Annotated in this window: 22 protein-coding genes and 1 pseudogene; 9 read left to right on the forward strand and 14 right to left on the reverse strand. The window is 58.9% G+C overall.

Translation table 11 applies throughout. The features are described from left to right. Positions 1–4: 4 nt before the first annotated feature. On the reverse strand, positions 5–937 hold the full coding sequence (locus tag CPJ18_RS02835; RefSeq protein WP_103656985.1) for an NADP-dependent oxidoreductase: 933 nt from the start codon (positions 935–937) through the stop codon (positions 5–7). 109 nt (positions 938–1,046) lie between these two features. Here CPJ18_RS02835 and CPJ18_RS02840 point away from each other — a divergent pair, with 109 nt between their 5' ends. After that, complete coding sequence (locus tag CPJ18_RS02840) at positions 1,047–1,418, forward strand: winged helix-turn-helix transcriptional regulator (protein ID WP_103656986.1); 372 nt, start codon at positions 1,047–1,049, stop codon at positions 1,416–1,418. A gap of 60 nt (positions 1,419–1,478) precedes the next feature. On the opposite strand, the gene CPJ18_RS02845 is transcribed toward CPJ18_RS02840, so the two are convergent. Continuing rightward, positions 1,479–2,378, reverse strand: a complete 900-nt coding sequence (locus CPJ18_RS02845; protein WP_103656987.1) for a LysR family transcriptional regulator — start codon at positions 2,376–2,378, stop codon at positions 1,479–1,481. A 116-nt stretch (positions 2,379–2,494) separates the two neighbouring features. Between CPJ18_RS02845 and CPJ18_RS02850 the strand changes: the two genes are divergently transcribed. The 4 genes from CPJ18_RS02850 to CPJ18_RS02865 are packed head-to-tail and all read left to right on the forward strand — an operon-like array spanning position 2,495 to position 5,416. Then, the gene (locus tag CPJ18_RS02850; RefSeq protein WP_103656988.1) at positions 2,495–3,373 is read left to right on the forward strand and encodes an NmrA/HSCARG family protein; all 879 of its coding nucleotides are present in this window, start codon (positions 2,495–2,497) and stop codon (positions 3,371–3,373) included. A gap of 36 nt (positions 3,374–3,409) precedes the next feature. Continuing rightward, complete coding sequence (locus tag CPJ18_RS02855; protein ID WP_103656989.1) at positions 3,410–4,369, forward strand: alpha/beta hydrolase; 960 nt, start codon at positions 3,410–3,412, stop codon at positions 4,367–4,369. A gap of 2 nt (positions 4,370–4,371) precedes the next feature. Continuing rightward, a complete protein-coding gene (locus tag CPJ18_RS02860) occupies positions 4,372–4,785 on the forward strand; it encodes a hypothetical protein (protein WP_103656990.1) in 414 nt (137 codons plus the stop codon). A gap of 1 nt (position 4,786) precedes the next feature. Continuing rightward, complete coding sequence (locus CPJ18_RS02865; protein ID WP_103656991.1) at positions 4,787–5,416, forward strand: NAD(P)-dependent oxidoreductase; 630 nt, start codon at positions 4,787–4,789, stop codon at positions 5,414–5,416. Positions 5,417–5,523: 107 nt separating this feature from the next. Here the strand turns inward: CPJ18_RS02865 and CPJ18_RS02870 are convergent, their stop codons facing one another. Then, positions 5,524–6,258: an SDR family oxidoreductase gene (locus CPJ18_RS02870; RefSeq protein ID WP_103656992.1), complete on the reverse strand. Its 735-nt coding sequence runs from the start codon at positions 6,256–6,258 to the stop codon at positions 5,524–5,526. Positions 6,259–6,319: 61 nt separating this feature from the next. On the opposite strand from CPJ18_RS02870, the gene CPJ18_RS02875 reads away from it, so the two are divergent. Next, on the forward strand, positions 6,320–7,222 hold the full coding sequence (locus tag CPJ18_RS02875; protein WP_103656993.1) for an AraC family transcriptional regulator: 903 nt from the start codon (positions 6,320–6,322) through the stop codon (positions 7,220–7,222). A 148-nt stretch (positions 7,223–7,370) separates the two neighbouring features. On the opposite strand, the gene recQ is transcribed toward CPJ18_RS02875, so the two are convergent. From recQ to CPJ18_RS02920, 10 genes and pseudogenes are all read right to left on the reverse strand, one after another. Beyond that, the gene (gene recQ / locus CPJ18_RS02880) at positions 7,371–9,191 is read right to left on the reverse strand and encodes a DNA helicase RecQ (RefSeq protein ID WP_103656994.1); all 1,821 of its coding nucleotides are present in this window, start codon (positions 9,189–9,191) and stop codon (positions 7,371–7,373) included. Between the two features lie 87 nt (positions 9,192–9,278). Further along, on the reverse strand, positions 9,279–10,462 hold a 1,184-nt coding region (locus tag CPJ18_RS27090), incomplete at its 5' end, for a nitrate reductase (protein ID WP_245445307.1). 1 nt (position 10,463) lies between these two features. Further along, positions 10,464–11,999, reverse strand: a pseudogene (locus CPJ18_RS27095) (molybdopterin-dependent oxidoreductase); the annotation flags it as partial. A 2-nt stretch (positions 12,000–12,001) separates the two neighbouring features. After that, on the reverse strand, positions 12,002–12,331 hold the full coding sequence (gene nirD, locus CPJ18_RS02890) for a nitrite reductase small subunit NirD (protein ID WP_103657325.1): 330 nt from the start codon (positions 12,329–12,331) through the stop codon (positions 12,002–12,004). A 102-nt stretch (positions 12,332–12,433) separates the two neighbouring features. Beyond that, positions 12,434–14,884, reverse strand: a complete 2,451-nt coding sequence (gene nirB, locus CPJ18_RS02895) for a nitrite reductase large subunit NirB (RefSeq protein WP_103656996.1) — start codon at positions 14,882–14,884, stop codon at positions 12,434–12,436. 5 nt (positions 14,885–14,889) lie between these two features. Continuing rightward, entirely contained in the window at positions 14,890–15,687 is a 798-nt protein-coding gene (locus CPJ18_RS02900) for an ABC transporter ATP-binding protein (protein WP_103657326.1), read from the reverse strand. Between the two features lie 71 nt (positions 15,688–15,758). Further along, a complete protein-coding gene (gene ntrB / locus CPJ18_RS02905; RefSeq protein ID WP_103656997.1) occupies positions 15,759–16,655 on the reverse strand; it encodes a nitrate ABC transporter permease in 897 nt (298 codons plus the stop codon). A 63-nt stretch (positions 16,656–16,718) separates the two neighbouring features. Next, positions 16,719–18,017, reverse strand: coding sequence for a CmpA/NrtA family ABC transporter substrate-binding protein (locus CPJ18_RS02910; RefSeq protein ID WP_103657327.1), 1,299 nt, complete (start codon positions 18,015–18,017; stop codon positions 16,719–16,721). A gap of 367 nt (positions 18,018–18,384) precedes the next feature. After that, a complete protein-coding gene (locus CPJ18_RS02915; RefSeq protein ID WP_103656998.1) occupies positions 18,385–19,671 on the reverse strand; it encodes a CmpA/NrtA family ABC transporter substrate-binding protein in 1,287 nt (428 codons plus the stop codon). Between the two features lie 31 nt (positions 19,672–19,702). Beyond that, positions 19,703–20,290, reverse strand: coding sequence for an ANTAR domain-containing response regulator (locus tag CPJ18_RS02920; protein WP_045228282.1), 588 nt, complete (start codon positions 20,288–20,290; stop codon positions 19,703–19,705). Positions 20,291–20,441: 151 nt separating this feature from the next. Between CPJ18_RS02920 and CPJ18_RS02925 the strand changes: the two genes are divergently transcribed. Beyond that, a complete protein-coding gene (locus CPJ18_RS02925; RefSeq protein ID WP_103656999.1) occupies positions 20,442–21,155 on the forward strand; it encodes a FadR/GntR family transcriptional regulator in 714 nt (237 codons plus the stop codon). Here CPJ18_RS02925 and CPJ18_RS02930 read toward each other — a convergent pair. After that, complete coding sequence (locus CPJ18_RS02930; RefSeq protein WP_153366735.1) at positions 21,152–22,573, reverse strand: aspartate ammonia-lyase; 1,422 nt, start codon at positions 22,571–22,573, stop codon at positions 21,152–21,154. The genes CPJ18_RS02925 and CPJ18_RS02930 overlap by 4 nt on opposite strands. A gap of 292 nt (positions 22,574–22,865) precedes the next feature. Here CPJ18_RS02930 and CPJ18_RS02935 point away from each other — a divergent pair, with 292 nt between their 5' ends. Both CPJ18_RS02935 and CPJ18_RS02940 read left to right on the forward strand, forming a co-directional pair. Beyond that, the gene (locus CPJ18_RS02935) at positions 22,866–24,341 is read left to right on the forward strand and encodes an amino acid permease (RefSeq protein ID WP_103657000.1); all 1,476 of its coding nucleotides are present in this window, start codon (positions 22,866–22,868) and stop codon (positions 24,339–24,341) included. Between the two features lie 2 nt (positions 24,342–24,343). After that, positions 24,344–25,300, forward strand: coding sequence for an asparaginase (locus CPJ18_RS02940; RefSeq protein WP_103657001.1), 957 nt, complete (start codon positions 24,344–24,346; stop codon positions 25,298–25,300). The last annotated feature ends 56 nt before the right edge of the window (positions 25,301–25,356 follow it).

The raw sequence follows: 25,356 nt of genomic DNA on the forward strand, positions 1-25,356 counted from the left end.
GTCATCACCCCATCAAGATCACGGATTTGCCCGGAAGGCGGTTGCCGGCTTCCAAATCGCTGATCAAGGCAATTGCTTCTGAGAGGGAAACGATGCGGTTGATTGGGATCGTGAACTGGCCGGCGAGGGCTAGGTCTACGATCTTTTGCAGGATTGATGTGCTGAGCACGCCCCTGACGAAGTTGTGTCTCGATGAGATCAGTGATCTGAACACGTTACCGACGGTCGGATCGATGTCCACCGCGATGCCTGAGCGCTTGGTCAGGAAATCCTCCTCCGCGGAGGTAAGGCCGCCATGGCAGTCGAAGACGACGTCGAAGGTGCCCTTCAGGTTTTCGGGCAAGGCTTGAGTGTAATCCAGTACCCGCGCCATTCCCATGTCAGCGAAGCTGGCCAGAGATGAAGGCCCGACCCGCACGGTGATGACAGCTCCTAATGTCTTGGCGATGGCGGTCGCTGCCTGTCCGACGCCACCGGCGGCGCCGTTGATAAAGAGCGACTGCCCGGCCTTCAGCCTGCCGCCATCGATCAGCGCGCGCCAGGCGGTCACGCCGACGGTGGGCAGAGTGGCGGCTGCGGGAAAGGACAACGCGGCTGGCTTGTGGATGATCAAATCCTGGGTGGTGATCGCCGCTTCGGCAAAAGCGCCGGGCTTCATCATCGGCACCTGGCCCAGCACGTCGTCTCCAGGAGCAAAGCCGGTTACGCCGGGGCCGATCGCCTCAACAACGCCGGCGAAGTCCATGCCCATCGCCCGCGGAAAACGCCGGCCCATCATGAGTTTCATAAAGCCCTGGCGTAGCTTCCAGTCGAGCGGATTGATTGAGGCAGCTTTGACGCGCACCAGAATTTCTTGTCTGCCGAGGGCTGGGAGTTCGTAATCTTCAAGCCGCATCACGTCGGGTCCGCCATATCGATGGTACTGAATGCGCTGCATGTCATTCTCCTGGTTCGCGTGATTTCAGAATAGTCTCAAATATTGACTTACTCCAGATAGGTGACTACACATCGCCTAACAAGAACGCATATTTTCAGGACCAGGTCACATGGATATGCCTACACCACCCGACGCCGCCTCTGCCGATTGCCGTGGCGTCAGCGAGATTCTCAACCGGGTCGGCGACAAATGGACGATGCAGGTGGTGGTCGCGCTTCGCGACCGGCCACGGCGTTTCAACGAGCTCAAGCGCCAGGTTGCCGGCATCTCGCAGCAGATGCTGACGCGGACACTCAAGACGCTCGAACGCGACGGCATGGTCGAGCGCACTGTCTGTGGCACGACGCCGCCGCAGGTGGAATATGCGTTGAGCGAACTCGGTCACTCGCTGTCGGAGCCCGTGCGGCAGTTGGCGCAATGGGCAGTGACGCATCTCGCAACCATTCACGACAACCGCCTGCGCTATGACACGAACCGCTAAGACCGGACGTCCTCGTCCGCCGCCCGGATACATGATTTGAGACGCGGCACTCTTTGTCGTTTAGACCCCCGGCGCGACGAAGGCCTTCTCTGGAAACGCCTTCCCAACGACCTCCAAGAATGCGCGCACCTTGGCACCGACCAGGCGGCGTGAACTCTGTAGTGCCCAGATTTCCACGGGCGGCCCCGCTTGTTTACCCCAATAGGCAAGCCTGCCGGCTTCGATGTCTCCGGCAACAAGCAGTTTGGGCAGCATGGCTGCACCCGCACCTGCCAACACCGCATCGCGGACCATCAGCAGCGACGAGAGGCGGAGAACCGGGTCGGGCCGCAGGACGATGTCAGCTTCCGTTTCGGAACTGATCCGCCAGACGGTCCCCGCCGGCGTCGCGGAGAGCAGGATTGCCTTCACCGTCGATTCCTCACCATTCACACCTGGAAAAGGTCGCACCATGCCAGGCGGTGCCACGATCAGGCGTTCATCGTTGAGAAAACGGCGGCCGACGAGGCGTTCGTCCGGCGATGGGTCGATGCGGATGATCAGATCGTAACCATCCTCGACCGGATCGACCTTACGGTCCTCCGCAACGATTTCGAGCTGGACCTCCGGATAGGCCAGAGCAAACCGCGCGGCAATCCGGGGTAGCGCCACATGCGCGAAGACCATCGGCGCGCTCACCCTCAGCCTGCCTTTCGGCGTGGATGCGCCCAGCACGACCGCCTCGCCAGCTTCCGCGATTTCACTCAGCAGCCCATGCGTCCGCTCATGAAGCGCCCGTCCTTCATCCGTCAGTCGCAGGTTCTGGGATCCACGCTCGATCAGCCTCACACCGAGGCTCTCTTCCAGTTCGGACACCCGCCGTGACAGCGTGGCTTTCGAGCGGCCCGAGACGCGGGCGGCGCGGCCGAACCCACCATTGGCTGCGACAAGATCAAAGTCAGACAGAGCCTGCAGATCCATATGTGGTGTTCCGTATTTGAGACATCCAATCTCGATATTGGCACCTTCTCAGCGATAATGAAACGGCTATCTTCTCCCTCAGCAAATGCACACGACAAACACAAGGAGATTTCGACATGAGCATTCTCGTAACAGGCAGCACAGGAACCATCGGGGCGCAGGTCCTAGCCCATCTTCAAACTGGTAACCTCGATGTCCGAGCTCTGACGCGGTCACCCGAGACGGCGCAGCTTCCCGCTAGTGTGACGGCGGTTCGTGGTGACCTCGCCGATCCGGATTCAGTGCGCGCAGCACTTGTAGGTGTCAGCACATTGTTCGTGCTCGCCCCTAATGTCGCCGATGAACTGACCCAGACCATGCTGACCCTGACAGTCGCCCGTGAAGCCGGTGTCAAGGGCATCGTCTATCTCTCGGTATTCGGCGGCGACGACTATGCCGATGTGCCGCATTTTGCCGGCAAATACACGGTGGAGCGCATGATCGAGGCGCTCGACTTACCAGCCACGGTTCTGCGTCCCGCCTACTTCATTCAGAATGACCTTCGGCAGAAGGACGGACTTTTGAAGGCCGGTGTCTATGGCTCGCCGATCGGCAAGAAAGGCGTCTCGATGGTCGATATCCGCGATATCGGCGAGGCCGCCGCCATCGAGCTTATTCGTCGTGATCAGGCCCCAACGCCGCTCGGCCGCGAGACCTACGCCCTGGTTGGTCCCGACAGCCTGACCGGCGAAGGGATCGCCACCATCTGGAGCGACGCTCTCGGCAAACAGATCCGTTATGGTGGCGACGATCTGGTCGCCATGGAGCAGCGCACGAAGACCATGCTGCCCGCCTGGCATGCGCTTGACCTGCGCCTGATGTTCGGCCGCTATCAGACGGAAGGTGCTGTGGCGAGTGCTGACGATATCGCCCGTTTGACCACGCTCCTCGGCCGCGCGCCGCGTTCCTATGCCGCTTTTGCGAAGGATGCCGCCGCCCAGTGGGCGAAGGGCTGAGACCGCACCTTACATCCCCGACAAAGGAGATCTGCCATGATGACGATCCAACCCCTTTTGGCCGTAGACGCGCCAGTGGTGGCGGCGATGCGAAAGGCCGCCTCGGCCCATAAGGGTGAAACACTCGGGCCTGAAGCGCGGCCGATGTTCGACGCCATGTTGGCCGCAACACCTGCTGCGGCAAATGTCCGGGTCGAGACCGCGACGGTTGGCGGCATTGCGGGCTTCTGGCTCCGGGTGCCAAACGCACGACCGGGTGCACGCATCCTCTATCTTCACGGTGGCGGCTATGTGCTCGGTTCGGCCCAGGCGTTTGGCAGTTTCGTGGGCCAGATCGCCGCACGTGTCGGCACCGATGTGTTCGTGCCGAACTACCGGCTGGCACCTGAGCACCCGTTCCCGGCAGCAATAGACGATGCGGTTGCTGCCTATCGCGGCCTTGCCGCGGAGGGAGCGGAAAGGATCGTGGTGGTGGGCGATTCGGCGGGCGGCGGTCTGACGCTGGCGCTGTTGTCGATCCTTGCGACCGACAAGAACATCGGCAAAGTGCAGCCGGTCGGCGCGGCGGTGATGTCGCCCTGGACCGACCTTGCACTCACCGGCGAAAGCTTCGAGACAAGGGCGGAAGCGGATCCGATCTTTACGCGTGGCGTGCTCAAGGCCTTTTCTGATATGTATCTTCAGGGCCAGGATGCCACGAACCCGAAGGCCTCGCCGCTCTATGCTCAACTTAACGATCTGCCGCCCGTTCGCATCGATGTCGGAGACGACGAAGTGCTCCTCTCCGATTCAATCCGCTATGCTGAGCGGGCGCAAGCGGCAGGCGTGGAGATCAGGCTGTCGGTTTGGGAGGGCATGCCGCATGTCTTCCAATCTTCGATCAGTCAGTTTCGCGCGGCCGAACTGTCCGTGAATGCCATCGGTGATTTCCTGCGCCAGCGGCTCGATGCCGTGGCTGACGTTACCGTCCCTTCCAACTCACTCAAAGGAGCTTGATCATGACACGCGTATTGTTTGTAGGACAGAAGCCGGACACCGTCGACTTTTCCGACCCCTCCCTGCCACCGGGGTTCGATGCCGAAAAAATTCAGGCGGGTATCGACATTGCGGAGACGACCATGACCGAGCGCGGTTGGGACGGCGACATCTGCATGATCGCGCCCGACGACAGTGGCATCGCGACATTGGCCGCGCAGCTGGCAAGGGTGGATTATGATTGCGTCGTGATCGGTGGCGGACTGCGCCTCCCGCCCAAAGGGCTGGAATTCTTCGAGAAGGTTGTCAACGCAATCCACCAAGGCGCACCGAAGGCGGCAATCGCATTCAACACCCGCCCGCAGGATACCGCAGAGGCCGCAGCGCGGTGGATCAATAATGCTTCCCCGTCCATCACCACAAACTCGGAGGTTTGACATGAAAATTCTGGTATTGGGCGCGACCGGCGCCACCGGACGACTGATCGTCAGCACGGCCATCGCAAAAGGATACGAGGTCGCAGCCCTCGTTCGCTCCAAGGCAAAAGCTGCGGATCTCGTCGGTGCTGAACTGATCGAAGGCGACGCACGCGATCCCGCCGCGCTGACGCGCGCCATCGCCGGCTGCGACGCCGTTATCAGTTCGCTGGGTACGGCCATGAGCCCGATCAAGGAGGTGACCCTGCTCTCGACTGCAACTCGCGCGCTGGTCGATGTCATGGAGCAGCAGAACATCCGTCGTCTGATCTGCATCACCGGCCTTGGCGCTGGTGACAGCCGCGGCCATGGCGGCTTCTTCTTCGACCGGCTGTTCCTGCCGCTGATGCTGCGCAAGGTCTATGAAGACAAGGATCGACAGGAAGATGCAATCCGGGCCAGCACACTCGACTGGACCATCGTCCGGCCGACGGTGCTCAACGACAAGCCGGCGCGCGGCGGTATCAAGGCGCTAACCGACCTGTCAGGCGTCCATGGCGGTACCATCGCCAGATCCGATGTCGCGGAGTTCGTCGTGCAGCAACTCACCACCGATACGTGGCTGCACAAGGTACCGCTGATCACGTGGTAGCCTTTGGAGTAAGGCAGTAAAAGCACTTTTGCAGCTCTTGTTTACAACGCTGCGATCCGGAGTGCGGAGGGTTGCTGCGCAGGACCGAAATACCGGGACGCCAACCATCAGTCCTGCGCGGTAGGTCGTATCACGATACTGCCGACATCCACGTCGTCAGGTTGGTCGATGGCAAAAGCGATGCCACGCGCAATCGCCTCGGGCGGGATGGCGATTTCCTTAATCCGTTCTGCGATTGCATCCTTGACGGCGTTGTCGGTGAACGAGTCTGTAAGGTTGGTCGCAATCATACCTGGGGACACTTCTGTCACACGCAGATGGGGTCCTGCTTCCTGTCGCAGAGTTTCAGTTATCGTTCTGACGGCATTCTTGGTTGCGGCATAAACGCCCATCGTCGGCACGATCTTGAGGCCAGCCGTTGAAACCACATTAATGACATGCCCGCTGCTCTGGCGAGCAAATACAGGAAGCGCCGCGGCGATGCCGTACAACGTGCCGCGCAGATTCACGTCGATCATTGCGTCCCAGTCTTCGACTTGTAAGGCGTCAAAGCGCGAAAGCGGGCTGATCCCGGCATTGTTGACGATAACATCCAATCGACCCCAGCGCTCGACCGCGAGTGCCACAAGTGCTTCGAGATCGCTACGAACCTGCACGTCGGTTGCTTTGTAGGAAACTTTACCGCCACTCGCGGCTATGTCCCGACCAACCTCCGCCAAGACATCTTCACGCCGCGCGCCCAGCACAACAGCTGCGCCTGCTTTCGCAAGGTGTATTGCGGTTGCGCGGCCAATGCCGCTGCTTGCACCGGTAATCACCACTACTTTGCCTGCTATTGTCATGTCATTCTCCTTCAATTTGACTATAGGAGATGTGCGCTGGACGTACTATGCTTGAAGAGCCATGGTTTTATCGCAATCGTCTCTATTTTTTGACCCGCTGTCAGACGTACTCACCGTGCTGAACGCGCAAGCAACGCGCAGAACCCGCTTTGAGGGGTCGGGAGACTGGGCGCTGTCGTTTCCGGCGCTCGACCGTCTGAAGTTCGTCGCGGTTCTGCGTGGAGGAGGCTGGCTTTTGCTGCCCGGCATTTCCCCGCAGCGCATCGAAACCGGCGACTGCTGTTTAATCGGTCGTACGGCTTACGCGATTGCGAGCGATCCCGCATTGGACCCCATCGACGGTACGCCGCTTTATGCCAAAGGGAATGACGTTGTTCGCCTGCGGGGTAATGACACGGTCATTCTCGGCGGCGGCATTTCCTTTGCACCCGGGACCGCAGCTTTTTTCCTCGACATGGTTCCAGCGCTCATACCCGTATCAGGAGCGTCGCCGGAGGCAGCGGCGATTACGGCAGTTCTAAGTCTGTTGGAACGGGAGTCAGAGCAGTCTGCTATAGGGCACGAGATTGTCACAGCCAAGCTGGCAGAGGTTCTCATCATCCATGCAATCCGTACCTTCGCATCGGCATCGGGCATGACCAGTGGCTGGCTTGGTGCACTGGCGGATGTCCGTATCGGGCGCGCAATCCAATGCTTCCATAACAATATTGCGCGACCATGGACCGTTGCAGATCTGGCCGCTGAGGCGGGTATGTCAAGAGCGGCATTCTCGTTGAGTTTCACCCGTCGTGTAGGACTGGCACCGTTTGCATATATGCGCAACTGGCGCATGACACGCGCCCGCGTCGCGCTGTCTGAAGGTCATTCACGCGTTTTCGACGTCGCCGCAAGTGTCGGCTACACATCGCAAAGCGCATTTGGTCATGCTTATCGTCAAACATTCGGAGAGTCTCCGCGACGCTGAAAATAGTTCCTCACTATAGTGGAATGGGTGCCCTTGCGTTTGGCATGAGGCTCGGTCGCCCAGATCCGATACGGGTTCGAAATCTTGCTGAGTTGTTCGCCTTTTCTCTTTCGGAATGACAGGCCCGCGCGCCTTGTCTGTGCCGTTTTCAATAGACCGTGGATGCAGCCAAAAACTCTGCGATCACTTCCAGAAAGGCCGGGCCATAGCGGTCGAGTTTTGCTTCGCCTACGCCGGGGACCTTGGCCATTTCGGCGCGGGAGGTGGGTCTGGCACCGGCGAGTTCGATCAGCGTTTTGTCATGGAAGATGACATATGGCGGCAGGTTCTGGGTGCGGGCGATTTCCATGCGCCGTTCCCGCAGGGCCTGGAATAGTGCTGCATCGCTTTCTGGAAGATTTGTCGCTACTTGGCCACGCGCGTTGCGATCTCTGCTTGCTTTTCGCGGTGCCTGGGGCTTTCGCAGCAGCAATGCTGGCTTTTCGCGCAGGAACTGTCGTCCGGTTTCGGAAATGGAAAGGCCGCCGTGGCCTTCCAGATCGACCTCGATCAGGCGGGACGCGATCAATTGGCGCAGGATGGCGCGCCAGGTGCGGTTATCGTGTTCCTTGCCGATGCCATAGGTGGTGATCTGGTCGTGGCCGAAGCGGGTAATGCGCTCGTCTTCGACACCCAGCAAAACACTGATGATATAGGCTTGGCCGAAGCGCTCCCCCGTCCGGTAGATGCAGGACAGGATTTTCTGCGCGGCGATAGTGCCATCGAAGAGTTCCGGTGGCTCCGCGCAGGTATCGCAATTGCCGCAAGGGTCGCAACTGTCACCGAAGTAGGAGAGCAGGGCCTGTCTGCGGCATCCTGCCGTTTCGGCCAGACCCAGCAATGCATCCAGCTTTTGCCGCTCCATATGTTTGCGCTGGTCAGGCGCATCGGAGGTCTCGATGAAGCGATTGCGCAGCGCGATGTCTTCGGAGCCGTAGAGCATCAGCACATCGGACGGCAGGCCGTCACGACCCGCGCGACCCGTCTCCTGGTAATAGGCCTCGATGCTGCTTGGCAGATCGATATGGACGACAAAGCGCACATCTGGCTTATCGATGCCCATGCCAAACGCGATGGTGGCGACCATGATGATGGCTTCGCCATGCTGGAAATGGGTCTGGTTTGCCTCGCGGTCCTCTCGTGCCATACCGGCATGATAAGACAGCGCATCGTAACCTTCGGAGCGCAGCCATTCCGCCGTTTCCTCGGTCTTTCGTTTGGACAGGCAATAGATGATGCCGCTTTCATCCTGATGGTCCCGCAGGAAGCGTTTGACCTGCGCGCGGGGATTGTCCTTCTCCATAATGGCATAGCGAATGTTCGGGCGGTCGAACCCGGCTATGAAAGCGTCGCTGCCTTCAATGCGCATGTGCTCCAATATTTCCGCCCGCGTCGGCTCGTCCGCGGTCGCCGTCAGCGCCATGCGCGGCGTGTCGGGAAACCGCTCGATCAACATGTCGAGTTGGCGGTACGGAGGCCTGAAATCGTGTCCCCATTGCGACAGGCAGTGGGCTTCATCGATAGCGATAATTGATAGCGGCACGCTCTGGAGAGAATCTAGAACGTCCGGCTTCAGCAAGGTTTCGGGTGCCGCATAGAGAATGCTGACCTTGCCAGCGCGAATATCGGCCCATAATGCGCGTCGCTCGTCGGGCGCCAAGTTGGAGTTCAAGGCTTCGGCTCTGACACCAGCCTGACGAAGAGCTGCGACCTGATCGACCATCAGCGCGATCAATGGCGAGACGACGAGGCCCATGCCGGGGCGGGAGAGGGCGGGAATCTGGTAGCAGAGCGACTTTCCACCACCTGTCGGCATCAGCACGAAGGCATTGTTGCCGGCAATCACGTGCTGAACGATGTCTGCCTGCTGCCCGCGAAATGTGTCGTAGCCGTAGATGGTCTTGAGAATATGGAATGGATCAGTATTCAAGGGGGTCTTCTTTGAGATTCGGTTGTCCGGCACCTCATTCCATATTCATGATAATCACAACCCCTTTAGAGCGGGAAACACAGGCAATCACTCTGCCGCGGTTTTGAGGCAGCCGTCTATGATCCCTCGGATTTCTGCACGGCAGGACCCGCAATTCGTTCCCGCGCTCAAGGTCTTGCCGATGGCTTCGACGGTGTGGCATCCATCGCGGATGGCCGTCGTGATCTGGTTGACGCCGACATTGAAGCAGGAGCAGACTGTTGCGCCGGGGTCCGATTTGCCAAAGCCGGGTCGGCCTGCAACGAGGAAGAAACGGGTCCGTAAATCCTCGTGGCGGACAGAGAGTTGGGAGATTGCCCAGTTGCGTGCGACAGCGACAGGGTTATTGGCGATGTAAAGTGCTGCCAGCAATGTCTCGCCATCAAAGAAGGCAAGACGGACCTGGGCGCTGCTGTTGTCGGCATAGCCTATGGGTTCTATGCTGACATCGATACCAAAAACGCTGCGCGCCCAGCCGCTCCAGTCTTCGGGGATCTCATCGAACGCCATCTCCAGACGATAACCGCCGTCGGCCTTTGCCAGCGCCCAATAGGCGCAATCGAGACCCTGCGGTTTGGCCTGCGTTACCGCGAACGCATAGGCTTTCGCCTGAAAACGGCGCCCGGTGACGGCGATGTTTTTCGATGCCGGTTGGCCGGAGAAGGGGTCGGTTACCGATGGCACCAGCCTGTCCACACGGGCATTGGCAGCAAACTGGTCGTTCCAGTGCATGGGCACGAAGATATTGCCGCCCGCCTGTCGTTCCGTGACCAGCGCCCGCACGATGATCTTGCCGAGCGGGCTTTCGATTTCCACGAGATCGGCGCTTTCGATGCCGGCTTCCATGGCATCGCGCGGGTGCAGTTCAACGAAGGGTTCTGCGAGGTGAGATGAAAGGCGCGCGCTTTTGCCGGTGCGCGTCATGGTGTGCCACTGGTCGCGAATGCGACCGGTGTTGAGGGTCAGCGGGTAGGCTGCATCGATGCGGGATGTTTGCGGCAGGGCGGTGCTGACGAAGCGGGCCTTGCCATCGGCATGATAGAATTGTCCGTCTGCAAAGAAGCGGCTCGTTTCGCGTTGCCCGGAAGCGGCCTGTGGCCAGTTGAAGGGCGACAGGCCGTCATAGGCTGGCTTTGTCAGGGCGGAATAGGCGCCAATGTCGAAATCACGCGAGCCGTTATTCTCGAATGCGGAGAGATTTGCGTGTTCGGTGAAGATATCGGCTGGGCCGGNCGAGCCGTTATTCTCGAATGCGGAGAGATTTGCGTGTTCGGTGAAGATATCGGCTGGGCCGGTGTAATCGAACGCCTCGGCAAAGCCCATGCGGCGGCCAACTTCTGCCAACTGCCACCAGTCTGCCGTTGCCTCTCCCGGTGCGGGCAGATAGCCGCGCTGGCGGGAAATTCGCCGTTCAGAGTTGGTGACGGTTCCGTCCTTTTCGCCCCAGCCCAGCGAGGGCAGGAGGACATGGGCGTATTTGGCCGTATCGGTGGTTGCGAACATGTCGGAGACGACGACGAAGGGGCAGGCTTTCAATGCGGCTTCGACGGCGCTGGCATCGGGCATGGAGACCACTGGGTTCGTTGCCATGATCCACAAAGCTTTGATGCGGCCATCGGCCACCGCCTGAAACAGATCGACGGCTTTTAGGCCCGGCTTTTGGGCGATAGTCGGTGCGTTCCAGAACCGCTGCACGCGGTCGCGGTCATCGGCATTTTCGATGGCCATATGGGCGGCCAGCATGTTGGCGAGACCGCCGACCTCGCGCCCACCCATGGCATTGGGCTGACCGGTCAGTGAAAACGGCCCCATGCCTGACCTGCCGATGCGGCCGGTTGCCAAATGGCAGTTGATGATGGCGTTGACCTTGTCCGTGCCGCTGGCCGATTGGTTGACGCCCTGGCTGTAGCAGGTGACGGTCTTTTCCGTCCGCTCATAGAGTTCGTAGAACTGGATGAGTTCGGCAATGGTCAATCCAGTCGCTTCTGCAATTTCGGGAAGGCTGTATTCCTCAGCGGATTGGACCGAAGTATCGAAGCCGTTTGTGAAGCTCTCGATATAGGTTCGGTCGATGGCAGGGCCGTTGGCGAGATGGGCCAAAAGGCCGGTAAACAGCGCGACATCGCCATCCGGGCGGATCGCCAGATGCATGTCTGCGATGTCGCAGGTCATGGTGCGGCGCGGGTCGATGACGACGATGCGCATTTGCGGACGCTCGGCCTTGGCGGCGGCGAGACGCTGGTAGATGACCGGATGGCACCATGCGAGATTGGAGCCCGTGAGAATGACGAGATCGGCTTCGAAAATATCCTCGTAAAGGCCCGGCACTGTATCCGACCCAAAGGCGCGGCGGTGGCCGGCGACGGAGGAGGACATGCACAGGCGCGAATTCGTATCGATATTGGCCGAACCGATGAAGCCTTTCATCAGCTTGTTGGCGATGTAATAATCTTCGGTCAGCAACTGGCCGGAGACGTAGAAGGCGACCGAGTCAGGTCCATGTTCGGCAATGGCTTCAGAAAATTTAGCGGCCACGAGGTCAAGTGCACTGTCCCATGTCACCCGCTCGCCATCCACTTGCGGATAAAGTAGACGCCCGTCGAGATCGATGGTTTCGGCCAGCGCCGAGCCCTTGGAACAGAGCCGTCCCAGATTGGCAGGGTGATCGGGATCGCCTTTGACGGAAACAGCGCCATCGTCTTCGATCTTGGCAATCACGCCACAGCCGACGCCGCAATAGGGACAGGTAGTCTTGACCTCTTGTGCCATGCTCACTCCGCCGCGATCATGAGGCTTTCGATTGATATCGACAGCTTGCCGTCCACATTGCGAACGGGAATGGTGCGCACCGCACCCTCATCCGCACCCAGCGCCTTGCCGGTTTCCAGCGAAATCACCCAATTGTGCAGCGGACATGTGACCGATGCGCCGTGGACGATGCCCTGGCTTAAGGGGCCGCCCTTGTGCGGGCAGTGGTCTTCGATGGCATAGACATCGTTGTCCGCCGTGCGGAACACGGCGATCTTGCCCGATGGCGTTTTGACGCAGCGTGCGCCGCGCAGAGGAATGTCGGAGATTTCGCCGATATCGACCCAGTTCATTGCGTTCATCCTGTCCTTGTCGATGATGTCTCCGGGTGGGCGGAAACTCCTCTTTCCGCCCACCCGGCTGCCCACGCGTCCGTCACGCCTTGCGGCGGTCGGTCACTCTGCGGCTTGATTGAAGCCGATGGTCGCCATCGGTTTGAATTCGTGCTTGTGTTCGCCGGACACGCGCTCCGACCACGGATCGACCTGCGCAAATTTCTGGCTGAAGACGAAGCGCTCGAAATAGGCCTTGCGCTTTTCGGCATCACCCATGATCTGGCGGCGGACTTCGTCGTAACCAATGCGCTTGGCCCATTTGTAGATGCGCTCGAGATAACGACCCTGTTCGCGATACATCTGCGTTAGCGCCACGATATGCTCCAGCGCCTCGTCCTCGGTTTTGACGAGGCCTAGAACTTCCGTGCCCTTGATGTCGAGACCGGCAGCACCGGCGAAGTGGATTTCGTAACCACTGTCGACGCAGATGACTCCGATATCCTTGCAGGTGGCCTCGGCGCAGTTGCGCGGACAGCCGGAGACGGCCAGCTTCAGCTTTGCCGGTGTCCAGGAACCCCACATGAACTTCTCGACGCGAATGCCGAAGCCGGTCGAATCCTGCGTGCCGAAGCGGCACCAGTCCGAACCGACGCAGGTTTTGACGGTGCGAAGGCCTTTGGCGTAGGCCTGACCGGAGATGAAACCGGCCTTGCCGAGATCGGCCCAGACGGCGGGCAGGTCTTCTTTTTCGATGCCGAGCAAGTCGATACGCTGGCCACCGGTGACCTTCACCATCGGTATTTCGAACTTGTCGACAACATCGGCAATGGCGCGCAATTCGTTGGCATTGGTCACGCCACCCCACATGCGCGGCACGACGGAATAGGTGCCGTCCTTCTGGATATTGGCGTGAACACGCTCGTTGATATAGCGCGACTGGTAATCATCGGCATATTCATCCGGCCAGTCGGAAACGAGATAGTAATTCAGCGCCGGACGGCATTTGGCGCAGCCGCAGGATGTTTTCCACTCCAGCTCCTGCATGACGGCAGGGATGGTTTTCAGACCCTTGGCCTTGATCAGACGACGGACGTCATCATGGCCAAGCTCCGTGCAGGTGCACATGGGCTGAACGGCAGCTGGATTATAGCTGTCACCCAGCGTCAGCGTCATCAATTGTTCCACAAGGCCGGTGCAGGAACCGCACGATGCCGAGGCCTTGGTGTGGGCGCGGACATCATCCAGCGATGTCAGCCCCTTCGACGTGATGGTCGAGGTGATCTTGCTCTTGCAAACGCCGTTACAGCCACAGATTTCCGCGTCATCCGGCAAGGCTGCAACGGCCGCCATAGGGTCCAGTGGGGACCCTCCCTGATAGGCTTGGCCAAAAATCAGTGTGTCGCGCATTTCCGAAATATCGGTCGCTTTTTTCTTCAGGTCGTTGAACCACGCGCCATCGGAGGTTTCGCCGTAGAGAACGGTGCCGATAATGCGATTGTCTTTCAGGATCACGCGCTTGTAGACGCCTGCGGTAGCATCGCGCAGTACGATTTCCTCGCGGTCATCGCCATCGGCAAAGTCACCGATGGAGAAGAGGTTGATGCCGGTAACCTTGAGCTTCGTCGGCGTATCCGCATGGACGAAGGCCGGTGTGGCATCGCCCGCCAGATGAGAGGCCGCGACCCGTGCCATTTCGTAAAGCGGCGCGACGAGGCCGTAGACCATGCCATCCACCTCGGCGCACTCACCGACGGAGAGAATATCGCCGTCCGATGTCTGCATGCCTGCGTCCACGACGATCCCGCGATTGACGGCAAGACCTGTGTCCTTTGCGAGACCCGCATTGGGCCGAATGCCGACCGCCATCACCACCAGCGTGGCAGGGATGATGGTGCCATTGTCGAGCTCGATGCCTTCGACCTTGTCGGTGCCGACAATCTGCTTAGTATTGGCCTTGGTGATGACCTTGATGCCGCGATCTTCCATCGCTTTTTGCAGGAGATAGCCCGCTGCCGGGTCGAGCTGGCGCTCCATCAGCGTCGGCATTACGTGCAGTACGGTCACGTCCATGCCGCGCATAGAAAGACCGGCCGCCGCTTCCAGCCCCAGCAACCCGCCACCGATGACGACGGCCTTTGCGCGGGATTGGGCGGCCAGCAACATCGCATCCACATCATCTAGATCGCGATAGGTGATGACGCCGGGCAGATCCTTGCCCGGAACAGGGATGATGAAGGGAACGGAGCCGGTGGCGATGACCAGCTTGTCGTAGTTTTCCGTTACGCCATGGTCGGAGGTTACCGTCTTCGCAGCGCGATCGATGTTGACGATGCGGTGGCCCTTATAGAGCGTGATGCCGTGCTGGATATACCAGCCGTCACCATGGATGATGATGTCCTCATAGGACTTCTCACCCGACAGCACCGGCGACAGCATGATGCGGTCGTAATTGACGCGGGGCTCGGCGTTGAAAATCGTGACCTGATATCGATCAGGTGCTTTCTCGAACAGTTCTTCCAGCATGCGCCCGGGGGCCATGCCGTTTCCGATGATGACAAGCTTTTCTGTCATGTTGGTTACTCCGCAGCTTCGACGAAGCGGTGACGTTCGTAGAGGAACTTCAACACGGCTTCGCGGCATTTCAGGTAGGTTCGGTCGGAGGCAAGCTCGATGCGGTGGCGCGGTCTTGGCAGCGGCACATCGAGAATTTCGCCGATATGTGCGGCGGGACCGTTGGTCATCATGACGATGCGGTCCGAGAGCAGCACGGCTTCGTCCACGTCGTGGGTAATCATCACCATGGTGTTGCCAAGACGGGCGTGGATTTCCATCACCGCATCCTGCAAATGGGCGCGGGTCAGAGCGTCCAGCGCACCGAAGGGCTCGTCCAGCAGCAGAATTTTCGGCTCCATCGCCAGCGCCCGGGCAATGCCGACACGTTGCTTCATGCCGCCGGAAATTTCGGATGGTTTCTTGTCCTTGGCATGGGCCATCTGCACGAGGTCGAGATTGCGCATGACCCATTCGTGGCGCTCAGCCTTGGACTTGCTGTAGCGGAAGACCTTTTCGACGCCGAGATTGACGTTTTCGTAGACGCTCAGCCATGGCAGCAGGCTGTGGTTCTGAAAAACCACGGCGCGTTCCGGGCCGGGCTCGTTCACCTCGCGGTTTTCCAGAAGGACGACGCCGGAGGAAACCTTGGTGAGCCCCGCGATGAGGTTCAACATGGTGGACTTGCCGCAGCCGGAATGGCCGATGACCGAGACGAATTCGCCCTTGCTGATGGTCAGGTTGATGCCCTTCAGCACCTCGGCGCGGGCACCGCCCTTATCGAAATATTTGTCGATGTTATCGAGCTTGAGATAGGCGTTCATCATGTATTTCTCCTTTGACGCAATCCCGAACGGAAAACCGGTTTCCACTTTTCCTGGAATTGCTTGCCTTCTCAGTTGGCCGCTGCGCCGCGGGTGATGACATTGCCGAGTGCTGCGACCAGTTTGTCGAGCACGAAGCCGACGACGCCGATGTAGGCGAGGGCGACGATGATGTCGGGCAGGCGCGAGGAATTCCACGCATCCCAGATGAAGAAGCCGATACCGACGCCACCGGTCAGCATTTCCGCGGCGACGATGGCGAGCCACGAGAGGCCGACACCGATGCGCAAGCCCGTGAAGATGTAGGGCGCGGCGGATGGCAGCATGATCTTGTAGAAGAACTCCAGCTGGTTCAGCCGCAGCACCTGCGCCACGTTGCGGTAATCCTGCGGAATGTTGCGCACGCCAACCGCGGTGTTGATGATGACCGGCCAGATGGAGGTAATGAAGATCACGAAAATGGCGGATGGATTGCTGTCCTGAAAGGCGGCCAGCGAAAGCGGCAGCCAGGCCAGCGGCGGCACGGTGCGCAGCACCTGAAAGATCGGGTCGAGACCGCGCATCGCCCAGATGGACTGTCCGACGACCGCACCGAGGATGACGCCTGCTACTGCGGCAAGGCCGAAACCATAGGCCACGCGCTCCAGTGAAATCAGAACTCGCCAGCCCAGCCCGATATCCTGCGAGCCGTTGACGAAGAACGGATAGACGATCAGGTCATAGCTTTCCTGAAACACCTGGCTCGGCGGCGGCAAAGTCGCGCCGGGGGAGGAACAAAGCATCTGCCAGACGACCAGCATGATCACCAGCACGACGAGCGGCGGAACGACGTTGCGGGTTATGGCAGCGGCGATCTTTTTGGCGTTCAGTGCCGGTGCCTTGCGGCGGTCGATGGCAATCACAGTGCCGCTTTTCGGAATGGCGGTGGCCGTTGCCATGCTGTCTGTCTTGCGGGCGGTTGCGGTCATGGGTCTATCCTATTTGCAAGAGGTCCGTGCCCCTCACCCCAAGGAGGAGGGGCGAGAGCGTCTTTAAGAAGCGGCTTTGATCGAGAGGCTTTCGAGATAGGCGGATGGATTTTCCGGGTCGAAAACCTTGCCATCGAAGAAGGTCTCCTTGCCGCGGGATTTCGATGTCGGGATATCGGCTGCAGCCACGCCCAGTTCCTTTGCGGCTTCGCGCCACAGGTCTTCGCGGTTGACCTGGGACACCAGCGCCTTGATGTCGGTATCCGGCGCGAATTTGCCCCAGCGGACATTCTCGGCGATGAACCAGCTGTCATGGCTCTGGAACGGGTAGGACGCGCTATCTTTCCAGAATTTCATCTGCAAATCGGTGCCATGGGCCACACGGCCATTGCCGTAATTGATGTCACCCTTCAGGCGACCCAGCACATCCTTTGGCGGCACGTTAAACCATTGGCGCTTGCCGAGAATGGCGGACATCTCATCCTTGTTGTCCATGCTGTCGCACCATTGCTGGGCTTCCATCACGGCCATGAGGATGGCTTTGGCGGCGTTTGGGTTCTTCTCGACCCACTCGGCGCGCATGCCGAGTGCCTTTTCAGGATGTCCCTTCCAAAGCTCGCCGGTGGTACAGGCGGTAAAGCCGATGCCCTGGTTGACCAGCTGCTCATTCCAGGGCTCGCCCACGCAGAACACATCCATGTTGCCAACTTTCATATTGGCAACCATCTGCGGTGGCGGAACGACGATGGTGGAGACATCCTTGTCCGGGTTGATGCCGCCAGCGGCTAGCCAGTAGCGTATCCACAAATCATGCGTGCCGCCGGGGAAGGTCATGGCCGCCTTGATCTCCTTGCCTTCGGCCTTCTTCTTCTCGAAGGCTGCTCTCAGCTTGGAAGCATCCAGCTGCACGCCGGTCTCGGCATATTCCTTGGCAACCGAAATGCCCTGGCTGTCGAGGTTAAGGCGGGCGAGAATGGCCATCGGCACGGGCACATTGTTCTGTGTCACCTTGCCGGTGTGCATGAGGTAGGGCATGGGGGTCAGGATATGCGCACCATCGATGCCGTTGGATGCGCCGCCGAGAACGAGATTGTCGCGTGTCGCACCCCAGGAGGCCTGCTTGGCAACTTCCACATCAGGCATTCCGTATTTGGCGAAGAGCCCTTTTTCCGACGCGACGATGAGGGGTGCGGCGTCCGTCAACGCTATGTAGCCAAGTTTGGCGCCTTTAACCTCCGGCGCGGCGGTAGCGGCAAATGCGCCGGATGGGAAAGCGGATTTCATCGCCGTGATCAGGGCTGCGGTGGCGGTGGTCTTCAGCATGCTGCGGCGGCTTATGGTGCCGGTGAATGTCGGTTTCATGCGCATGTTCCCCATTTTTGATCCGCCGTTCCGGCGCTGTTTGCGAAAAGTAAAAATAAAAAAACGCCGCTCGGAGATTGCGTTTGCCGGGAGGGAGGTCCCGGTCAGCAAAAACCTTGCGACGTCAGTGTCGTTGGTAAGCAGCAGTGAAGCGCTTTTATCCTCGATCGCCGTTGACCGAGTGTTTTCTATAAAGCAAACGCTATGCCAGTTTGTTCAAAAGCTTCCATGTGGCTGAAATGGCATGGGTATTTTTAGATGCGCGGGTGCGCGGCTATATTTTGATCGTTGCGTTTTCGGATTATAATTTGCGCAGCTGATTGTGGCTCAATGTTTTTAATGCGCAGCTTTTGTGCAGATACGACGCTTAGGCTTCATCGATTCCAGTGTGATTTTCTGCATGCGCACTCACTGCAAAGCCGTTCACGTAGTCTACAATCGCGCCCGGATCGAAGACGTTGCCATCCATGAAACGGTCACCATCTCTGTCACCTTCAATCCGCGTATCGGCATCTTGCGGTGAATTACCTGTGCCCAAAGCATCGCGGTAGAGGTCGCTGCGATAGGCCGATGCCGCAGCTTCTGCGGCTTGCGGCGTAAATTGGGCCTGCCCCCAGCGGATCATCTGGCTGTAAATCCACAACGCCTGGCTCTTGCGTGGGTAATTGGCAAAATTGTCGTGGAAGGTGAAATAGCGCTCAATCACGCGCTGATTGCCTTGCGCATCGACACTGAAGCGTCCAGCTAGTACCTGGCGGATGATCTCGACGGGTGCGGCGATGTATTTCTCTTTCGCCAAGGTTTCGGCCAGCGCATTGTGGTTTTCTGCATCGTCACACCAGCGCGCCGCAGCATCTAGCGCCACCAGCAGGCGGGAAACTGCTTCGGGTTGTGCCTCTGCCCATTCCGGGCGCATACCGACGACTTTCTCCGGTGCTGATGGCCAGATATCCTGTTTTGCCGCAACGATACGGCCAATGCCACGTTCGCTTGCAACCATGTTCCAGGGCGCCCCGACGCAGAACCCGTCGATAGCACCAGCGGCCAAGGCATCCGACGTCAGCGGTGGCGGCACGACGACGAGTTTGACGTCTTTGTCAGGGTGAATACCGCCAGCCGCCAGCCAATAGCGAAATTCATAATTATGCGATGAGAAGGGGTAGGTAACGCCGAAGGTCGGTGCCGGTTCGCCACGTGCGCGCATTTCATCGAGAAGTGTTTTCAGTGCTTTGGCATTGTCCAGCGCGCTGGCGGTTTCGGAAATTCCCGCCACTTCGCGCATGCGCGCAAACAACCGCGTCGACAGCGTAATGGCATTGCCGCCACGCCCGAGCGAAAACGGCGTGATGGTGGGGGAGGGGTTGGAGCCGAGATCGAGCATCGAAGCAACAGGCATGGGAGACAACATGTGGGCGATATCGAACTGTCGGAACGCCAGACGGTCGCGCACATTGGCCCAAGATACATCCTTGACCAAATCAAGCGTCAGGCCTTCTCGCTCGGCGAAGCCGAATTCCGCAGCGGCGATCAGGACGGAGGCATCGACCAGTGGAATGAAGCCTGCGCGCAAGGTGCGCTGGCGGTCATTGCCAATAAGGCCGGGCGCGCTGTCTGCGCTGCCGCTTTTCGTTGTGTCGCTGACGATAGGCGTCATCTGTATGCTTCCTTTCCTGTCCCTGCGCCGCTCACATCAGCAAACCGGCGGCGGTGACCACGCTTTGCGCGATCTCGGACAGTTTCTTCTTCTCGTTCATCGCCGTCTGGCGCAAAAGCGCGAAGGCTTCCTCTTCGGAAAGGCCGCGCATCTTCATCAAAATGCCCTTTGCGCGCTCCACGATCTTGCGGTCTTCCAGTGCAGATTTTGCGTCAGCCAGTTCTCGCTTCAGGCGGCTAAAGGCGTTGAAGCGGCTGACGGCCATATCGAGAATGGGTTTGACGCGTTCTTTCTTCAGGCCATCAACGATATAGGCAGAGACACCTGCCTCGACCGCTGCTTCGATGGAGGCCGTATCGGACCGGTCCACGAACATGGCGATGGGTCGTCCTACGGTGCGGGTCAGTTGAAACAAATGCTCCATCATGTCCCGGTTGGGATTTTCGATGTCTATGACGATGACGTCGGGACAGAGCGTGTCGATGATGCGCGCCACGCCGTGGACCTCGTGGATCACGGTGACGCGGTCATGCCCCGCCTCTCGCAGGCCTTCCTCGATAATGGAGGCGCGAATGGCGTTTTCATCGATCACCAGAATGGTCAGGTCGCGCAGCGTCATGTGCGCATAGATGACGCAGCGCACAATCATTTGCAATCTTTTTCAGCGCGATTAAAAAATAGGCGTTTGGTATGATCTCTTTTGTACCAAAACATTTCTCTTCATCGGTGGCGGCTTGACAAGTATCTTATGTTTATAAAAAGTTAGCCGCATGAGTGCAGGGGTGGACTGGTTATCAGAAACAAGCCCGATCAGCCGTAAAAGCGCGGCGGAATCGGTATTTGAGGATTTGCGTCTGGCAATCGTCTCCGGGCGTTTGACCGTGGGCACGCGTTTGCCTGCCGAAACGCATCTCGCCGTCCGGTATGGCGTCAGTCGCCCCATCGTTCGCGAGGCTCTACGGTCCTTGCAAACGCTGGGCATGACGCAGACCCGGACAGGCAGCGGCACGTTCGTTCTGACCGACAGACCCAGCCCGGAATTGAGCTATGGTGGCTATTCGGCACGTGACCTGATCGAGGCCAGACCCTTCATCGAAGTTCCTGCAGCAGGTTGGGCGGCGGTGCGTCGCACCGGTGAGCAGCTTTCTCGTATCCTAAAACTGTGCGACGCGATGGACGTGCAGGAAGATCCGCACAAATGGGTCAAGCTGGACTCGGAGTTTCACAGCACCATCGCTGAAGCGTCCGGTAACTCCGTGTTCGCCAAAGTCGTTGCAGATGCCCGCGATTCGCTGAGCCAGCAATCTGAACTGCTCAACATCATGGCTCCGCGCCGCATCGCTTCGAATGTGGAGCGTCGCCTGATTGCAGAAGCCATCGCTGCCGGGTCGGATGAGACCGCCCGAAGCGCCATGGAAGCGCATCTCGGGCAGGTCAAACAGATCGTCACCGCCATTCTGGGCGATGAAAAAGCGTTGCGTTAAAGCACGTCCTCGCCCTTTGGTTGAAGGCTCAGCAATGGCAGATTGGCCAGCAATTCCGGCCTGAGTGCCTGCTCCAGCTGTTCAGCGGTCATGTAACCTTTTTCCAGAACCACCTGCGCAACCGTGCGCCCGGAGGCCAGTGCTTCCTGCGCCACCTGCGTTGCGGCATAATAACCGATCAGCGGGTTGAGTGCCGTCGCAAGCCCCAGCGATTCCTCCAGTCTGCGTGCCATGATCTCGACATTGGCGGTAATGCCGTCGACACAACGCTCTGCAAGTGTGCGGCAGGCGGCGCTCAGCTGTGAAATGCTGTCGGATAGCGAGCGCATGATGATAGGCTCGAATGCGTTGAGTTGAAGCTGTCCGCCTTCGGCGGCCATGGTGATCGTGATGTCGTTGCCAATAACGGCAAAGGCGACCTGATTGACCACTTCGGGAATGACCGGATTGACCTTGCCCGGCATGATGCTGGAACCGGCCTGGACCGGTGGCAGGTTGATTTCGCCAATGCCTGCGCGGGGGCCGGAGGACAGCAGGCGCAGGTCGTTGCAGGTCTTCGACAACTTGACGGCAACACGTTTCAAAACGCCGGAAAGGTGCACGAATGCGCCGGGGTCCTGCGTGGCCTCGATCAAATCTGCGGCGGTCACCAGCGGACGGCCCGTGAGTTCCACCAGATGTTTGCAGGCGACCTCGGCATAACCGGCAGGTGCGTTCAGCCGCGTGCCGATGGCCGTCGCACCCAGATTGATTTCATGCAGCAAGGCTGCGGATTCGATCAGGCGGAGGCGATCTTCACCAAGCATGACGGCAAAGGTGCGAAATTCCTGACCCAGCGTCATCGGCACGGCGTCCTGCAACTGTGTGCGACCCACCTTGAGGATGTCATCGAATTCCTTGGCCTTGCGCTCGAAAGCATCCTGCAAGATCAGCATGGAGGCGGCAAGATCATCGATGGCTTCGATCAGGGCGACATTGATGGCGGTCGGGTAGGCGTCGTTGGTCGACTGGCTGAGATTGACGTGGTCGTTGGGGTGCAGATGCGCGTAGTCGCCCTTGGCGTGGCCGAGAATTTCCAGTGCACGATTGGCGATGACCTCATTGGCATTCATGTTGGTGGAGGTTCCGGCACCACCTTGGATAACGTCGATGATGAACTGGTCGTGCAGCGCCCCACCACGGATTTCGCCGCAAGCCTGTGAGATAGCGTCGAGTTTTTCGCTGTCCAGCAAGCCTAACTCATGGTTTGCCCTTGCGGCTGCCTCCTTCACGAAGGCCAGTCCACGGATGAGATAGGTATAGCGGCCGATGGAGAGGCCGGTGATCTGGAAATTTTCGGCAGCCCGCGCCGTATGCACACCCCAATAAGCTTCGTTCGGAATGTCTTTTTCACCCAGCAGATCGTATTCCTTACGCATGGTCACCACGGTTTCCTCCACATGGAAAATCAATATATCTGTAAAGCTGCTTGACAGATTTTGATTTTGTACGCCTAGTACAGGGCAGCGTCAACGGGGGTGGATGGAGGGTTGACGCCCGTGAGAAGGGCCAGTATCTGGAAATAATCTGTCTTACAGCATTACAGAAGCAGCTGTTTTAGCATATTTTGTAGTGATCTAAGCAACATTGAAGTCGCTGATCCCACCATGCCGGATGGGCCATCCGGGTGGAGCGGGATTTGCTGGCGACGAAAGCTCTCAGGGAGGGGCGATGTCAGTGGACAAGTTGAACCAAGCCAACCATGAACCTCAATTGGAAGCCCGGGAAGAACTGGGCTATCACAAGGCGCTGAAACCGCGCCAGATTCAGATGATCGCCATTGGGGGTGCCATCGGGACCGGGCTGTTTCTCGGCGCAGGTGGTCGTCTCGCCGTTGCCGGACCGGCGCTGATTTTCGTCTATGCGCTTTGCGGCTTCTTCGCATTTCTGGTGCTGCGCGCCCTTGGCGAACTCATCATGCACCGCCCGACATCGGGCTCCTTCGTATCGTACGCCCGTGAGTTCTACGGCGAGAAAATGGCCTTTGCGGTCGGCTGGATGTACTGGCTGAACTGGGCCATGACGTCTGTCGCCGATGTAACGGCCGTGGCGATCTATATGAATTTCTTCAAGCAATATGTCCCTTGGATGCAGGGCATCGACCAATGGGTCTTTGCCCTTGGGGCGCTGATCATCGTGCTTGCCATGAACATGCTGTCCGTCAAGGTTTTCGGTGAGCTGGAATTCTGGTTCAGCCTCATCAAGGTCATCGCTCTCGCGACCTTTCTCGTGGTCGGTATCTATTTCGTTATTTTCGGCACGCCTATCGAAGGTCATGTCACCGGCTTCAGCCTGATTACCGACAACGGCGGCTTTTTCCCCAATGGTATTTTGCCAGCCTTCATCATCGTCCAAGGGGTGCTGTTCGCCTATGCATCCATCGAGTTGATCGGCACGACGGCGGGTGAGACGGAAGATCCGCGCAAGGTCATTCCGGGCGCCATCCGCACCGTGGTCTTCCGCCTGTTGGTGTTTTATGTCGGCTCCGTGCTGCTTCTGTCGCTGCTTTTGCCCTATACGGCTTACAAGGCTGGCGAGAGCCCGTTCGTGACTTTCTTCGGCTCCATCGGCATTGAAGGTGCCGATATCATCATGAACCTTGTCGTGCTCACGGCTGTTCTGTCATCCCTCAATGCGGGACTTTATTCCACCGGACGCATCCTGCATTCCATGGCGGTTTCCGGCTCCGCACCGGCAGCTTTGGCAAAGATGAACAAGGCGGGCGTGCCCTATGGCGGCATTGCCGTGACCGCCGTCGTCACCGTCATTGGCGTTATTCTCAATGCCATTGTGCCTGCTGCCGCGTTTGAAATTGCGCTCAATGTCGCAGCATTGGGCATCATTTGCGCGTGGGGTGCCATCGTGTTATGCCAACTCAAGCTGTGGCATCTGTCCCAGCAGGGGAAAATGAACCGTCCTGATTTCAGAATGTTTGGCACGCCTTATACCGGCGTCCTGACGCTTGTCTTCCTCTGCGGTGTGTTGGTACTGATGGCGATGGATTATCCGGCTGGGACTTGGACTGTAGGTTCGCTCATCATCATCGTTCCAGCTCTCGTGGCGGGGTGGTATCTGTTGCGCAATCGCATTCACGAACTGGCGAAAGCAGATGCATCGAGTAGCGCAGGTGCGCGGAGTAAAAATTGAGAATGACGGAATCGAAATTGCTGGTGGCTGTCATTGCCACCGGCGGCACCATTGCCAGCACGCGTGATGAAACCGGTACGGCCAAGCCCGCGCTTTCGGGAGAAGATCTGATTTCCGGCCTGTCCGGTGCCCATGTTCTGGTCAAGCCGGTCGAGCTTATGGCGAAGGATTCGTCCAGTCTCACCATTTCCGACATGCAGAATATCAGCGACGCGGTGGGCAGGGAGCTCGCCGACCCGGCGGTGTCAGGCATTGTCGTTCTTCATGGCACGGATGCCATGGAGGAAAGCGTGCTTCTGGTGCATCTCCAGCATCGCCTGACCAAACCGGTCATTTTTACCGGAGCACAGTTTACCGCGGACCATCCACAGGCTGATGGTCCGGGCAATCTTTCTGCGGCGATCGCCGCGTCGACCGATCCGTCCAATTCAGACAAAGGCGTTCTGCTCTGTTTCTGCGGCAGGTTGCTGCCTGCATGGGGCCTCTACAAACGCTCCGCCGACGAGCCCGATGCGTTCGATCTCTCCGGCCAGGCGACCTGTGCCGAAAGTCCGGGTTTCACCGCAGACGTTAAAAACATGCGAGTGGATATCGTTGCCATTTATCCGGGCTGCGATGCCGTTCATATCGATGCCAGCCTGAAGGCGGGTGCCAGGGGAATCGTCCTGTCTGCGCTGGGTTCAGGCAATGCCAACGCATCTATCGTCGATGCGGTCCGCCGCTGTACCGAAAACAACGTGCCAGTGGTCGTGTCCAGCCGGGTGTCAGTTGGTGAACTCGTTGCCGGTTATGGCGGTGGCGGCGGCGGTCACGATATGGGGGCACAGGGGGCTATCCACTCCCGGACGTTGCGGGCAGGGCAGGCGAGAATTCTGCTGGCCGCGATGCTGGCGTCTTCGAAAAGCAGGGCCGACATGACGGACGCATTCAACGATTTTCAAAAAATGGCGAAAACGTGATTTTTTTGGGAACCATTGTGATCTGATCCCGTTTCACCGGCTGGGAGACCACCGGG

Source organism: Agrobacterium rosae, from assembly GCF_002915175.1.
Taxonomy (GTDB): domain Bacteria; phylum Pseudomonadota; class Alphaproteobacteria; order Rhizobiales; family Rhizobiaceae; genus Agrobacterium; species Agrobacterium rosae.